Source organism: Pseudomonas schmalbachii (assembly GCF_017589465.1).
Taxonomy (GTDB): Bacteria; Pseudomonadota; Gammaproteobacteria; order Pseudomonadales; family Pseudomonadaceae; genus Pseudomonas; species Pseudomonas schmalbachii.
In genome coordinates, this window is the sequence record NZ_JAELYA010000001.1 from 1,137,053 (window position 1) to 1,151,973 (window position 14,921).

Consider the following 14,921-nt stretch of genomic DNA (forward strand, 5'->3'; position numbering starts at 1 on the left):
CTCACTGCGCCGCGCGCTGCTCCGGCGACGGCAGATAGCCGTCGAGTGCATCGATGCTTCGCATGAATGCATCCCAGCCATGCCGTTCACGCAGAATTACCTGAGCATTCAGCACCCGTCTTCCAGCCTCTACCGGCTCGGCCAGCACCTTGCGAAGCGCCTCCACAAAGGCCAGAGGGCCAGCCAAAGGGTCGAGCGGGTAACCGCTATCCTGGTCAACCAGTTCCGCAATGCCACCCACGGTGGCCGTCACAATCGGCAGGCCTGCGGCGGTTGCCTCAAGAAGCACGTTGGGTAGGCCATCATACCCGGAGGTATAGAGGAACACGCCGTACACACCGCTGGACACCATGCTGGAAAAGTCGTCATAACGCCCGCACAGGTTCACGTTACTCAACGCCTTCAAGCGCCACCCTATTCCCTCACAAGCAGGGTCCAGTTCGCCATATACATCGAACATGACGTCCGGCATGGACTGAGCAATGTGATAGAGCAGTTCAGGGCGCTTCTGGGCCGTCAGGCGGCTGGCCCACAAAACACGACGACCATTGGATGGCGCAGCAATGCTCCGCGCCATGCATGGAAAGTAGACGGCATGCAGAAGCTCTCGCGGCAGTCCATCTCGTCGATGGAGGCTATCGATGAAGGCACGATTGTCCGATAGCACCCCCGAGAGATGCGGCCAGGCCTTTGGCAGAAACTCCACTGCATAGCCACAACGCACGCCATTCGAGTTGATATCGTCGCAGTAGACGCTGGCGAAAAGTCGCTTGCCACTACTGATCAGGGGCTTGGAAAAGCGCTCGAAGAGCCGCCATCCCAGATGTGAATTGATCAGATGGATGGTTTCCGCCGGGCTCTGTAACAAGAGACGCAGTAGCACCAGGTCGCGATCCCCCTCGCTGGCCAGGCGCGTAAGCTGTCCGAACTCGACCACTCGTACTTCCGACGGAAGCCGATGAACCCAGGGTGAAACCACATCCCGCGTCAGTGCCACCGTGACCCTCATGCCTCGATCAACACACAACTGCACATGGTGCAGCGTTCCCAGATCGGAACCTCCTCGCATCAGATGAGGGATCAGGAAGATGACCTGAGGCTTGAAGCTAATGAAGTCCCCTACCATTTCTCGATAGAGAGATGATGCATAGGCATCCATCGGCGGGTTCCACGCATGGAACTTCGCCAGCAGCTCAGGCGTGGGGTAGAGAGCCGGCTCGATGATGGAAAGTGCACGCATTTCATCAACTATCCAGCTCGGCACAACGCCAGCCTGGGGTATTGCAACTGGACCCGGCGTCGAGTGAGGGAATAGCTCGCGGAAGTACTTGTATTTCACCCAGTCACAGAAGAGCACCACCCTCTGCAATTGACGCTCATTCAGGTGCCGGCGCATGACCCGCATGCTCCGGTGGTAGTTGTGCCGGGCAAACTGTGCAAGTTTTGGCTTGATCCTAGTCCCTATGTTCATACTGTCCTCGTTGCATCCAGAATTCGGCTGAGAAGAAGGGCCCCGGCGCCACTACAACTTGCTGTGACTCAGCCGCTTGTTGCCGCGAGCCATCGTCTTTCTGCCGGTAGAACAGCGCAGTGGTAGGCACGGTCACATGCAAAGCCCCTTCAGCAAGGACCGCCAGGCTCCAGTCCCAGTCCTCATATCCGAACCCGCTCGCCGCCATGCGAGTTGCCCGATAGGGACAGCGCAAGAAAAAATCGCGCGAAGCAAACACCGTCGAGACCCATAGATGGAACTTGAAGCAGCTTTCCCGATCCCCCTCACCTGCCAGTTGGTTGGACTGGCGTCCCAGCCCCCAGGTCGCGCCAAAAACCACCAAATAATCCGTATGCACCACGACCTGCGGGTTTTCGCGTAAAACCCCGACAGCCGCGGAAATCCAGTTGGCACTGCAATAGTCGTCGCCGTCGAGAATGCCAACATAGTGCCCACTGGCCGCCGCAATTCCGGCGTTGCGTGCAAGCCCTGGATCGCCATGCGCCGTCACGAGAATACGATCACATACACGAACAACAGGATGATCTTCGACGATCCGGCGGGTCTGGCTGTCCACGTTGTCCAGGACTGCCACCAATTGCACGCTGATACCTTGCTGTTCGGCCTGCAAGCGCATGCGTTCAAAACCGTACAACGACCATTGCGCCAATACGCCCTCGGCATGGAAAGTCATCACGAGGCTGGCAGTGCCTACCCGCCCGGAATCAACAAGCATGCGCGGTCGCCCCCTGAAAAAAACGACTTGGACGCACAATTGCCTGCCGGGCATTCATGTCTACCAGCATCGATATCGCCTTTCGGCGGTAGAAAAACGCCGTTCCTGATGCAACTGTATGGAGCCGGCCGGAAGCTATGACCTCTAGCCCCCAGTGCCAGTCCTCATAACCGAATCCTGTCTCATTCACCCGGGTTTCCTGGTAGGGAATTTCCTCGAACACAGACTTCCTGGCGAACACAGCCGACCCCCACGGGTGCGACTTGAAACAGTTTGCGGCGCTGTAACCCTCATCCTTCAGTTGATCAACAACCCTTCCAACCGAGCAGACTGCGCCGTGAGAGAGAATGTATTCCGGATGCACCACGACCCGACCGCCACAGGATCGGGCAACGGATAACGCCTCCACCAGCCAGTTGCCGCTGCAGTAGTCATCACCATCGAGATAGCCTAGGTATTCGCCGCGGGCGAAGGCCACGCCGGCGTTGCGAGAGAGCCCAAGGTCAGCATGACGCACCTCCACCACGAGGTCGTTTGACTCGAGAACAGGATGCTCCATGACTATCCGGCGCGTCTGATCCTCGATGCAATCGAGCACCGCCACCAATTGCACCTGGATTCCGTGAAGCACTGCGAACATGCGCATCCGCTGGAACGCCAAAAGACTCCACTGCGCTAGTACACCCTCAGCGTGGAAGTTCATGACAAGGGTGACATCAGTCATATATGAAACACCCCGATCTCGGAAGCTGAGCAACTAGTCCCTTCTTCTCGAGTAGAACATCTATCGTGAATAGCATCTTGTCCCAACGAACAGTTCTTGAGTTTTCAAAGGACGTATTGAAGTCGTTCAGCAACATCGCACACCACTCCAGCGATCAGCGTTCGCTCTTGCCTATCCATTTCCCCTCTCCATCGAATGGGAGCCAGCGCCGGAAGCGAAGCATCCCCCATCAACAACTCCGCCATGGCCGGGGGATCCTCCATCAAATCCTCGTACCGCAACCAGCGCACTCGCGTGCCGGCCTCCAATATCTGCAAGGCAAGAAAGCGCCACCAGAGGGCTCTGCGGGTCGCCAAACACTCGGTTGCAACCACGTCGAGCAAGGCCTTGCGTTGCCAACCAGTAAGTCCCGGGTCATCCGGATTACCTACCGGCTGGGACTGCACGTCGGCAAAACGCAGATGCGGGAATGTCCTGCTCCAGGACTCCAGACAGTCATACGGATGTCGGATGAGCGCCACGCATCGAGCATTCGGCATGACCTTCAAAATTGACGGCAAGTGCGCCAGGTACGCCAAAGTGTTCTTGATTCCCAGGGTGAAGGCTGGATTACGAACGTTCGACCAATACGGTGACGCACTATCCAAGCCACGAGCTGTGTCGTCGACCAATCGACCATTCATGTGCTTGTTCAGTACGGGCTTGCCTGCCAGCAAATCACGGCGTATCTCACCATAGATCAACGGAATGCCCCATGGCCGTGCCCCTCGAGCTAGCGCAGGAAATATGCTGGACGGCTCATTGATTACTACTGTGTCTTGCCGCTCGGACAGGAGCCTGCAGAGAAAACTAGTGCCGCTTCTTGGCAACCCCGTGATAATTACGTCCAAGCCAGATAACGAAGCATCCGTACCTGGAGGCTTCAGCAAAGCCTGCCAACCTGCATCCGTTGCAATCACTTCTGCAAGCTCTGGCCAGCGCTGCTGCAATGCCTTCAACTCACCAATCAGTTCCGGCTCACGAGCTAACACGGAGGCGTCGTGGTAATGGCAGAAAAACGGCCGGGAACCCGCTACAAGTGACTTCAGGTGCAAAGGGAAGTTGTAGCGCTCTGCAAGGATCTCCACCCTATAGCCCAAGTTCTCCACTGCAACGGGCAAAGCCAGCTGATCAAGCCAGGGCCACTTGTGCGGGATGTCCGGCTCTTCACTTATGCGCTTGGAAATTTCAAGCCAACGTTCGGCGAATCGTGGGGCGTCATGAACCCAGAGAAATCCGGCATTGAAATAATGCGGCATGAGCTCGCTGGTGCACGTCGTCAAAAGTCGAGATGGCGGCAAGTTCATATCGAACAACGCAAAAATACGTCGCCAATATTCAACCTCTACTGGTACCAACGCCATGTCAGCGGCCTTGAATGCCACATCTACGTGACAGAGCCTGGTGAAATCAGGTGCTTCCAGACACAACATGTCGCTGTCGAGAAACAAGGTGTACCCATGGGCTCGCCCTAGAGCCAAGGCAGCAAACTTGTTGCCAATGGGATAACTCATACCGAACGGGTTTTCTATCTCCTGACACTCGACCCCCAAACGCTGATACAGGCGCACGGACGCATGACTGATATCCCCCCAGTCACTAATCGGACGAGCTACAGCCGCGATGATGCGGATATCGGGTCCCAACCTCGCCCGCAAGGAAGCAGCCAATATGGCTGACTTGAGTTCTAGCTCACCGCCATGAACGACAAAGACTACAGTCAAGTCCCGCAGACGAACAAAGCCATTCATGATGTGGACAATACCTCGAAGGAGCCATGTAAATTGACCACGGCATCGAAGCGCTTCTGCGGGGTTACGACACGGAAGGAAATCGCACCAACCTGCTTGTCCAGCAACTCACAAAGGCTATCCGAGACAGCGTTGTCCAAGCGCAGCGTCAAGGAGTAGTCACCGGCCTGAAGATCGGCGATAAAACTGATCCGGGTGCGCAATACGCCTTCGGCGTCCGGACTCAGGTCGACGCCTAACTGGGCGTTATTGACCGCGTAGAGGTTATACCCTCGGATATCTCGTAGAACCAGGGTTATACGCGGGTTTGGCACTAGCGTGAAAAGCTGCACGACAACCTCTACAATTACAACATCCCCGCTCTCGAAATACCCTCTCTCAGCGCCGATACCGCATAGATGCAGAGCCTGAATTCGCCCTTTGCCATTACCGAATGCCAATCCACCGCGTCCTGGACACTGAACTTCAGCCGCGGATACCGGCGCCGCCTCGGCGCACTGCTGCGCAAGGCAATCCCGTTGGTAGAGTTCACAGGCCAACTCACAGTCCCCGTCGAACTCGACTTGTCCTTTTCTTAGATAGATAGCCCTATTGCAATACGCCTTGATCAACTGAACATCATGAGAAACGAGAAGAACTGTGACGCCTTTCGACAGCAAAGTATCCAGTCGGCTCAGGCACTTGAATTGAAATGCCGCATCTCCTACTGACAGTGCTTCGTCAACGATTAATACATCCGCATCGACATGCGCATTGATGGCAAAAGCCAAGCGCACAACCATGCCACTGGAATAGGTCTTCACAGGCTGATCGATGAAGTCTCCAAGCTCCGCGAATTCGATTATTTCATCCAAATTCCGGTCAATCTGCTCCTGGCTCATACCAAGCAACTGTGCATTGAAGATTACATTTTTCCGCCCGGACTCCTCAGGATCGAACCCTGTTCCCAGCTCCAGAAGAGCAGCAACCCTTCCATGGATTCGAGAAAATCCCGACGTTGCAGGAGTAGTACCGGCGATAATCTGGAGAAGCGTGGATTTCCCTGAGCCATTTCTACCGATGATCCCGACCACTTCTCCGGACTTGATACGGAAGCTGATGTCACGAAGCGCCCAGAAATCCCTATGCAGTCTGAGTCGCTTACCAGACAATGCCTGAAGAAATCGTTTACCGGGGTGATCGTAAGTCCTGAAGGATTTCCCCACCCCCTCGACCTCAATGACGAACAGCTCTTTGCTTGGCATCATTATTACCGATGAACACTATCTGGATTACATGCATGCCATGAGCTTGCGATTAATTTCATGAACGTTGAATCGTACCTCTGCGATACGCCGACTCTCCCACCCCATACTAACAATCAGTTGTGGATCCAAAATGAATCGCTCCATGGCAGAGGCTATGCTGGACGGACTGCGAACTGGTACGAGGAATCCGTTGACATCAGCCTCAATACTTTCCCGACAGCCGACCCAATCGGTCGTAATTACTGGACGCCCCAACGCCATAGCCTCCTGAATGCTTCTGGGAAGCCCCTCTCTATAATAGGAAGGTAGAACGAGGACACTGGCACGTGCCAACCAGGTACGTACGTCATCGACCTGCCCGACCCAACGCACAACGCCATCGTTTTCCCATTTCTGAATTTCTTCACGCCGAATGGAGTCCGGATTGGCATCAGCATCCCCAACCACCACAAACTCCACCTGTGGATGCTGTCGCTTAACCATTCTTGCAGCAGTAATAAAATCGAAAATCCCCTTCTCTCGTAGCAACCGACCAACGAAGACGAACATAACGGGACTAACTACAGGCAGCTCGGCTCGAAATCGATCCAGATCAAGACCGATTCCCGGAAGGAGCAACACTTTTTTGGAGTCGACAAGTCCACCGTCTACAAACAAGCGATAATCGTCAGCATTGAGAAGAAATACACGAGTAGAGAAGCGCAAACTGACACGATAAAGCGCACTCACCAACCATCGCAGCAGGACCCGCCCTAGAGACGAAGACCCAACATCCGAATAAACATATCCAGCACCCTCAATGAGAGAGTAAATATACCGAACCCCTGTCAGCCTCGCAGCCAGCCCCGCATATATAACGGGCTTTGCGAAATAACTAAATACAGCATCTACCCCTAGACTCTTGAACAAGTCCGCCATATTTCTGATGGTCTTCAACGCCATCAATGGATTCAACCCGACACGATCTATTGGACAGCGAACCGGAATCGCTCCCAGTTTCCTTACCTCTTCTTCGAGAGGCTCGTCGTAATCCGGAGCAAACGCATAGACCGCTATTCCTCTATCAACTATTTCCCGGATCAAATCACCACGAAAATTTATGATCGAGAATGCCTGATTTGAAATCATAGCCAATCTATTAAAGCTGAATTCGATCATAGGAATCATCACAATTCAGGATTCAGGGATTGCCAACGCCATGCATCCTGGACAATTTGATGAATATCCTTATCAGACTTCCAACCGAGTTCGCGCTTAACCTTACTGATATCAGCCCAACACTCTGCCACGTCACCAGGCCTACGCCCAGAGAACTCATGAGGAATTGACTTCCCGATCACTGACTCAAATGACTTAAGCACCTCCATAACCGAGTAACCCCGCCCCGCCCCCATATTCCAGACATGCAATCCAGACTCAGAAAATATGTAATCCAAAGCCTGCACATGCCCTTTAGCCAGATCACAGACATGTACATAGTCACGCACTCCACTTCCGTCGACCGTTGGATAATCATCCCCATAGACGAAGACTTTATCCATTTTTCCAAGTGCGACCTTTGTGAGAATAGGTACGAGATTGTTCGGAGTCCCTTTCGGGCTTTCACCTATAGCCCCACTTGAGTGCGCTCCAGCTGGGTTAAAGTATCTAAGAATAGCTACGGACCAGCGCTTGTCCGAAGCGACTAGGTCCTTGAGTACTTCTTCGACAAAATACTTGCTGCGCCCATACGGATTTTCGACTCTACCAACCGGGTGTGATTCGGTTATGGGAGTGGACTCCGGACTTCCATAGACTGTCGCAGATGAGCTAAATACCAGACGATAAACACCTTCTGCGGCCATAGCGTTCAGCAATGCAATTGAGCCGACAAGGTTGCTGTCATAGTAATCCAAAGGGAAACGAACACTTTCCGAAACTGACTTGAGCCCCGCCAAGTGAACTACCGCATCTACAGCATGCGTAGCTATCACTTCACGAACGAGTTGTGTATCTCGTACATCCCCCTCGATGAAATCGAATTCGGTCGACGCCAACGATCTCAACCGATCAATGACCTCACGAGAACTGTTCCTGAGGTTATCCAGAACTACTATTTCTGAGTTCTGCTCCAACAGATCAGCCACGACATGGGAACCAATGAACCCCGTCCCACCCGTCACAAGCACCTTCATCTACGCACCGTAACAACTAAGTCTTCATCGTAGGGCAGAAGAAAGAGGTGACTTATGCCACCTCTTTCAAATCACGCAGTGACGCTGTGGTTAGTTACGATTGTTTCCTGCTTCGTGGTTGATGGTCGAGGAAGGACCGCTATCACCGTTGAAGTTGCCTTGGGTCGTAGAGGTCATATTGACCAAAGTACCATTGGGGGTACGAATCAGACCGAGAGCCTCACAGGTAGGGAACTCGCCCTCCATGACCAAACGGGCACGGCCACCCACACCATTCCAGTCGTCGCCGTTGACACCGAAGGCGGCAGCGACTTCCTTGACGCTATAAACGCCAGTTTCGTGCGCCTTCAGGAGGGTTTTGCCGCTGCTGTCAGTGATGTAGGCACTGCCTGTAGCCGGGTAACGCTTGCCATTCTGGTCGTACAGAACGCCACGTACTTTGCCGTTACGGCCGTCATCGCTGGTATTGGTCAGGCGAACGAAGAAGGCATCCTGGTTGTTGGCGGCCGGCAGGTTGAACAGGCTAGCAACGCAGCTGCTCTTCCAGAAATGATCGATCTGAGCGCCATTGATGACACGGTCCACATAGCGAACGTTACCGAAGTCAACGCGCAACGGACCGACAGCAAAGGTCTGCTGAGCAGCCATCGCAGCAGTACCGCTGGCTACAGCACAAATGTTGTAGGTTTGGTTGACGTCAGCGTTCTGCAGACTGATCGGCAACTTGGCAATACCATCCGTGCCAGTCTTGCTCGCGATAGTTGCGGCATCCCACGAATAGGCTGCAGTGGTACTACCGGCAGCATACGAAGAGCAGTTGCCATTCACCAGCGCAATAGACGCAATGCCAGAGAAGTTACCGGAGATATAGCTGGAAATCTGGTCACTTCCGTTGAATCCGAAGACGTTGCGACCATCCTCGTTCAGCACGTCTGTATTGACACCCAGTCGAACGGCCCCGAGGCGCTGGAAGTTTGAGCCGTAGTTCGCCGGATCACTTGCCCCAGCCTGGGCGACAACGTTCGGATCAAACGTCTTGTCCTGGTTGGCAAGATTCAGCGAATTGAGTACCTGGTAAGAGCCCCAGTTGTTGGTGTTCATGACGTCCCAGTAGACGGCTGGAAGGGACGTGAAGACGATGAACGGGCTGGCGGAATCGTTATTGATCGAGTTGAGTGCGTTCGCACCAGTGGTAGTGTCCAGCTGAGCCGAAACGGTTACCTGGAAGCGACGCTCGTTCAGCGGATCGTTCAGCAGATTGACTTGCGGGTTGAAGGACTGGGCCACGAAGGTGGCATCACCCTGCAACGGCGCACGCAGATGATCGATCTTTGCTGGCGCAGCGCTGGCACTTCCGACAGTGCGGAACAGGAAGTGCACGACACCATGCTCAGGATTGGCAGATGTCGCCGATGCAATCTCAGCGGCACCCGCCGCATCCAGCGTCAGGCTCAGGGTGTTTACGCCTACGCCACTAGTAATGGCAAAGCCCGTACCAGCCGGCAGGGTACCGATACGAATCTGGTTAGCGGATACCTGGTTCGCGAACTGGGCCACGGTACGGTCAAGAGTCAACTTGATGGTATGGCCAACTGCAGCATTCACGGCCTTAGCCGGATCGATTGCGTAATCCAGGTCGGGCAGATCGAACTGGGTCGTTTCAGAAAGGTTACCGAAAATTTCCTGGGCGATAGTAATGTTCGCTGCTCGGCTACCATAGTTGGCGCCAGTCTCCACACTGACGCCGGCGATGTAGTTAGCCTCTCCCGGAGCATACTGGTTCACATCGCCTGGAGAGTTCTGAGTGACGGACGGGTTTGAACTCGGGCCGACGATGATGCTCACCACACCTGCGTTTGCAACACCGGCAAACATGATGGAGGCAATGGCGGCACCCAACACTGTTTTCTTCAACATAGCTGTCTAACTCCCTAACTATTTATCGACTATTCAATTCCGTTTAGCTCCGCAGCATCACTGCGGCTCAGTCCATTTCGCCTCACGGAAACTACGATGACGTTTTGAGCTTTCATGCCATCATTCCAAGGCCCAGAACTATTCAGCAGCTGGCCAACTGCCAAACCTGAAACCAAAGCAAAATAATTGCCGGGCTCTTCAGATTACTTAAGCCACGCCGTCCCTCCGAAACACAATTCCGGCACCGAACAGCAAAAGCCCATGCCCAATAGTGCATGCACAGACTTCGGGCGAATTTATACATCCACCAAACCAGCCCAAACAACATACAAATCAGGAAACAAAATCAAAAACACAAATCAAGGAAACTTCCTACGCTCAATCAAAAATCATTCCTACAACCTGGAAAGATCCATCAAAAACCATCCGAGTTCAGACCCAAAAAGCATCAGAAAAGCCATATCCACAGCACTTAAAAACCATCAACAGACTTAGAAAATCAAACAAACTCCAGACAAAAAATCTGCATTACCCCAGAACAACATGGCCAATCATCGCGATACAGCCGCCCCAAAAGGCACACCAAAAACAACCAGAGGCAGGAAGGCACGGAAGGAAGCACATAGCCCTCAGCCGTCCGATCACACAACCGAGGGCTCCCTGAAAAACTCACTGGCAGTAGAGTGAACTCTCAGTCACACAGCAAAAACCACTAGACGAAACTGAACGACATCTCACCGACTAGAATTGTGATGTGAAGAAGCCAACTGGATTATGAATCTTGGAAAGGCACCTAAGCAGAGAGCCAAACCTTTCCGAAGCAGCTTGGTTCCCGCTAAATTGGCTAATGACAGGAAAGGTGATAGTTTTTCAGCAAGCTACGTACTGCCATACGCAAGAGGTGCAAACTGAAAAGCCCAAGCACCTACTGAAAGCCCCTTTCAGGTTTTCGCTACCGTGCGAATAGAACTCACGGGATTCAGGCCCTGCACGAAAACCACCGGCGCACTGGTGATGCGTCGCTCAAAATCGGTTTGAAGTGATTGGCGACTCACAAACTCTAATATCCACTGTTTCTTATCCAGCCCGATCTTCTCTCGGCTACTTTTTACATAGGACTAGAGAAGGCTCAAGAATTTCTCTACAAATCCCTCCAGCAATAAATAAGGCATACTGCGTCCTCGTAGACAATACTTACCCACAGGCACCTGGCGCCTTGGTACAACTCAAAAGCGGATCAATCATGCGCCGAAGCTTATCGGTAATCTCCTTGGCATCCGAGGCCCCCTCGATAACATAAGGCTGAATCAGCATCACCACTTCGCTTCGCGAAGTATTGGTGCTTCTGGCACCAAACAGATATCCGATCATCGGTATATCCTTGAGAATTGGGACTCCTCCGACGCCATCCTCCGAATTATCCCGTATCAGACCGCCCATGAAGATCGATCCACCGCTCTGGAGTGTCAGAGCCGTTTCCAGCGAAGTCCGAGAAATTTGCGGCGTCAGGTTCTCATTGCCGCCAGCGCCATCGGTACTACCAGAGCCACTCGAATTGCTGACTTCCTGGCTGACTGTCAAATCGACACGATTGTTGGAATAGACTACTGGGGATACGTTCAAGATAACCCCTGTCGAGCGATACGAAATACTCTGGAGGACGTTCGAGGTACCGTTGTTGCTGCTGTTATCTGCCTGTTGCCCCGTCACGATTGGGATGTCGGTACCAACGTTAATGTTGGCCTGCTCCCCACTCTTCACCAAGATTCGCGGCGTCGCGAGAATTCGTGTACGAGTGTCGCTGGCCAGGGCAGTCAAGGTCGCCTTGGTGCCACCAGCCGTATTGATCATATAAGTAAAACCAGCGCCGCCTCCGGATATCTGTCTCGCAAAGTCAGTCTCGCGCCCTTTCGCCGAGCCGCTGAGAAAATCCCAGGAAACTCCAACCTTATCCAGGTTCGAGAGGTCGACACTGGCGACAGTGACCTCAATCAACACCTGACGGGCTGGCCGATCCAACTGTCGAATCAATGGCTGCATTTGCTGCCAGACGCGTCCCGGCCCTCGAAAGAGAATGGCATTGCGATTTTCATCCTCGACGATAGTGCCGCTACCGGCGACGCTCGATGCCAGGGTGTCCAACAAGTTATTGTTGCCGCCGCCCAGCAAAGCCTGGGTGCCCGCAAGTTGCAACAAAGGAGATACCGAGGCTCCTTTGCCGCCCATATCGTTAGTGCCACGCTGAGGGGCAGGCCGAATCGACGGTGGACTGGCCGCCTCTGCTCGCCGAGAAGCACTGCTGCCAAGGTCCGATGTCAGACCATAAGCACCACCACCCGGCGACAATCCCGATACCAGCGCGCGCAGGGATTTTCCAAGCTCGGTAGCCCGCGTATTCCGCACTTCGTAGAAGAACAGTCCTTCGTTGTCCGAACCCTCTCCCCCATCTACCGTCCCAGCCAGCGGAATGCGATCGACCTGGGCGGCCCATTCGCGCACAAGGCCCAGCAACGAGCTCTGATTGGAAAACACGATCAAACCATTGGAACTCTCCAGAGGCACGAGAACTATGTTTCCGGAGGCCTCTCCAATGCTCGCACTGTAGCCCTGCGCACCCAGCAGGGTCTTGAGCTGCTTGGCCATGCTTTCCGAGGTAATAAACGCTGGATCAATACGCAAACTGTATTGCCCGCGCATGAAGGGCTGGTCGAGTAAGCGCACCGCCTCCGCAGCCTGGCTGACGATGGAGGCCATTCCCTTGAGCATCAGCCCACCACGTGGACCGTCAGCCGTGGCGACCAGACCGGACTTCTCATAGGCACTGCTCAGCCAGGGAATGACATCCTTCGGATCCACGTTGTGCAGGGGCACGAATTGGAAGACGGGACGGTATGCGATCGGAACGTCTGGGCGCGCGTCTCCGGTGATGAGAATCGGAGGCTCATCGGGGCTGAGGCCAATCTGCTTGATCTGGAAACGCAGAACGCTCCCCTGCTTGATCATCTCCACGCCGTAATTGGCCATGACCTGGGAAGCAACGTTGTAGACCATCTGCTTGGTCTGCGGCTGCTCCAGACGCAGGGTCACACGATCGCTACGCCCTTTCAGGGCGTTATCGATCTCGAAGGGAACGCTCAGGATGTTGCCGAAAACTTCATTGATGAAGGCCGGCAACGCAACATCTTCCACATTGACCTTGATCGCCGCGTCACTGTCATCGAGCACCAACCGGTCAGACTTATCGACCGTTCCACTACGTGGCGTCGAAACAGGAGCCGGCGTTGAACTGGAGGTTGGTCCTTTCGACTTCGTGTCCCTGGCAGTGCCTTCGCTAACGTCGCGCCCATCCTGCATCACGTCGACGTCCTGCTTCTGTTCCTGCACGATCAGCGGCTCTGGAATTCGCATAGCCTCGCTGCTGCAGCCACCTAGCAGCCCCAGGCATATCGCAACCAGCAAAGGACAATGGGAAAACGGAGCGAGTGGTCTACTCAAGTGGAGCATAAAGTTTCCTTTCAAAATCCTTGCCTTCACCGCCTTGTGGCAGCGAGAAGCGAACACCTTGTACATCGATGCGTTCCAGGCGCTCCCCGCCGGGGAGTGCATCACCCTGGGTATAACGGATCACTGGTGCCTGACTGTCTTGAGCGATCAGTGCATAACGCTCGCCGCCCTCCTCGACCACCCCCTTGAACAGCCAAGCCACTTTGACTTCCGACACGTCAGCCTCCTGGCCAACACCTTGTTGCTCCACCTGCTGTACCCCGCTTTCCCCCCACCAATGCAAGTTCGCAATCAGCGTCGGCATGTTGGGATCCAGAGTCACGGTTTGTGGATCGGGCACGCTCCAGGATGTGCCATCAGGCAGTGCAGAAAGAGGTTCCGAAACTGGCTTGAAGATCAGTCCAGCCACTACGCCCAACGCACCCAGGGGGAGATACCAACGAATCGAGTTGAACGAGATCATCAAAGGCCAGAGGCTGAAGCGCCGTAATGGTGACTGCAATGAAGAGGGCGTGATTCTGGCATTCTCGTGCGTAGGCATTGCCCTTCTATGCCGAAGGACTTTTCCGCACTGCGCCCTCCAAAAACTTCTGCACGGATGCTCCTGATACATGGCCACCCGGCAATGGATATCAGGGCAATTTCTCCAGTACAGCCGACCTGTAGCCCACTTGAGTCTTTATCTTCCTGTCCCTTTGCTGACCGTCATCCCAGAACGCAGGAGACGGCAATCCGCCAGATCACTGGTCCTGTGCCAGAAAATGGAAGGACAACTGCATGTTGATGGAGGGGGATACACGGTTGCTTATCTCCAGAGCATCGATGCTCACCCATCGTGGCGCACTTTCGAGAGCCGACAACAACCTTCCAAAGCTGACAGCATCGAAACGCCCGCGAACCTGTGCCTCGATGCGCGCATCACGCTGCCCCTCCTCAAACCCCAAAGGGGGCAACACATTCACCCGCGCTTCCAGCAGCTCGGCCTTGCGTATCTCCGTATCCAGCCAAGCCTGCACATCCGCTCGCGCCAGGGCGGGGTTGCGGGCCTGCCACAATTGAGAGCGGAGTTTCGCCAGTGCATCCTCAGCCTGAATGGCGTGCGTGGGCCAATAGTCCTGCTTGGCCAGCGCCTGCATCTTCGCCAAACTCTTCCCCGCCTCCATGACATCGTGCCTGCGGCTCTCCTGCCAGTCGGCAGAGAGTGCGACCAGATGCGCCACCAGCAAAGCCAGGATTACCCAGCCTGCTGCCCGCAGCCGCGGCTGCTCCTGCCACTGCGCCGACAAGTGATCCAGTTGATCGCGCATCAGCCGTCGTAGATCGTCCATCGTGCCCAT

General features: G+C 54.4%; 11 protein-coding genes. All 11 read right to left on the reverse strand.

The window, feature by feature from the left end:
• Position 1 precedes the first annotated feature (1 nt).
• Entirely contained in the window at positions 2-1,396 is a 1,395-nt protein-coding gene (locus JFY56_RS05070) for a glycosyltransferase family 4 protein (RefSeq protein ID WP_328824803.1), read from the reverse strand.
• Between the two features lie 58 nt (positions 1,397-1,454).
• Complete coding sequence (locus tag JFY56_RS05075; protein ID WP_208312389.1) at positions 1,455-2,228, reverse strand: glycosyltransferase family 2 protein; 774 nt, start codon at positions 2,226-2,228, stop codon at positions 1,455-1,457.
• Positions 2,218-2,952 (reverse strand): glycosyltransferase family A protein, encoded by a 735-nt coding sequence (locus JFY56_RS05080; RefSeq protein ID WP_208312390.1) that lies wholly within the window; start codon positions 2,950-2,952, stop codon positions 2,218-2,220. The genes JFY56_RS05075 and JFY56_RS05080 overlap by 11 nt, the downstream gene beginning before the upstream one ends.
• Before the next feature lie 104 nt (positions 2,953-3,056).
• A complete protein-coding gene (locus JFY56_RS05085) occupies positions 3,057-4,742 on the reverse strand; it encodes a sulfotransferase family protein (protein ID WP_208312391.1) in 1,686 nt (561 codons plus the stop codon).
• Positions 4,739-5,986 (reverse strand): ABC transporter ATP-binding protein, encoded by a 1,248-nt coding sequence (locus JFY56_RS05090; RefSeq protein ID WP_208312392.1) that lies wholly within the window; start codon positions 5,984-5,986, stop codon positions 4,739-4,741. The genes JFY56_RS05085 and JFY56_RS05090 overlap by 4 nt, the downstream gene beginning before the upstream one ends.
• Before the next feature lie 27 nt (positions 5,987-6,013).
• Complete coding sequence (locus JFY56_RS05095) at positions 6,014-7,147, reverse strand: glycosyltransferase family 4 protein (protein ID WP_208312393.1); 1,134 nt, start codon at positions 7,145-7,147, stop codon at positions 6,014-6,016.
• Between the two features lie 8 nt (positions 7,148-7,155).
• Positions 7,156-8,163, reverse strand: coding sequence for a UDP-glucose 4-epimerase GalE (gene galE / locus JFY56_RS05100; RefSeq protein ID WP_208312394.1), 1,008 nt, complete (start codon positions 8,161-8,163; stop codon positions 7,156-7,158).
• Between the two features lie 90 nt (positions 8,164-8,253).
• Positions 8,254-10,080, reverse strand: coding sequence for a hypothetical protein (locus JFY56_RS05105; RefSeq protein ID WP_208312395.1), 1,827 nt, complete (start codon positions 10,078-10,080; stop codon positions 8,254-8,256).
• Positions 10,081-11,274: 1,194 nt separating this feature from the next.
• A complete protein-coding gene (locus JFY56_RS05110; protein ID WP_236032421.1) occupies positions 11,275-13,650 on the reverse strand; it encodes a type II secretion system protein GspD in 2,376 nt (791 codons plus the stop codon).
• Entirely contained in the window at positions 13,568-14,125 is a 558-nt protein-coding gene (locus tag JFY56_RS05115) for a hypothetical protein (protein ID WP_208312396.1), read from the reverse strand. Before JFY56_RS05115 ends, JFY56_RS05110 begins: the two co-directional genes overlap by 83 nt.
• Before the next feature lie 199 nt (positions 14,126-14,324).
• A complete protein-coding gene (locus JFY56_RS05120) occupies positions 14,325-14,912 on the reverse strand; it encodes a hypothetical protein (RefSeq protein WP_236032422.1) in 588 nt (195 codons plus the stop codon).
• Positions 14,913-14,921: the final 9 nt, after the last annotated feature.

Bases quoted from the DNA above. Each gene is read 5' to 3' on its own strand.
- JFY56_RS05070 (WP_328824803.1), bottom strand. From the start codon at position 1,396: ATGCGCCGGCACCTGAATGAGCGTCAATTGCAGAGGGTGGTGCTCTTC.
- JFY56_RS05110 (WP_236032421.1), bottom strand. From the start codon at position 13,650: ATGTACAAGGTGTTCGCTTCTCGCTGCCACAAGGCGGTGAAGGCAAGG.
- JFY56_RS05115 (WP_208312396.1), bottom strand. From the start codon at position 14,125: ATGCCTACGCACGAGAATGCCAGAATCACGCCCTCTTCATTGCAGTCA.
- JFY56_RS05075 (WP_208312389.1), bottom strand. From the start codon at position 2,228: ATGCTTGTTGATTCCGGGCGGGTAGGCACTGCCAGCCTCGTGATGACT.
- JFY56_RS05120 (WP_236032422.1), bottom strand. From the start codon at position 14,912: ATGGACGATCTACGACGGCTGATGCGCGATCAACTGGATCACTTGTCG.
- JFY56_RS05105 (WP_208312395.1), bottom strand. From the start codon at position 10,080: ATGTTGAAGAAAACAGTGTTGGGTGCCGCCATTGCCTCCATCATGTTT.
- JFY56_RS05090 (WP_208312392.1), bottom strand. From the start codon at position 5,986: ATGCCAAGCAAAGAGCTGTTCGTCATTGAGGTCGAGGGGGTGGGGAAA.
- JFY56_RS05085 (WP_208312391.1), bottom strand. From the start codon at position 4,742: ATGAATGGCTTTGTTCGTCTGCGGGACTTGACTGTAGTCTTTGTCGTT.
- JFY56_RS05095 (WP_208312393.1), bottom strand. From the start codon at position 7,147: ATGATCGAATTCAGCTTTAATAGATTGGCTATGATTTCAAATCAGGCA.
- JFY56_RS05080 (WP_208312390.1), bottom strand. From the start codon at position 2,952: ATGACTGATGTCACCCTTGTCATGAACTTCCACGCTGAGGGTGTACTA.
- galE (WP_208312394.1), bottom strand. From the start codon at position 8,163: ATGAAGGTGCTTGTGACGGGTGGGACGGGGTTCATTGGTTCCCATGTC.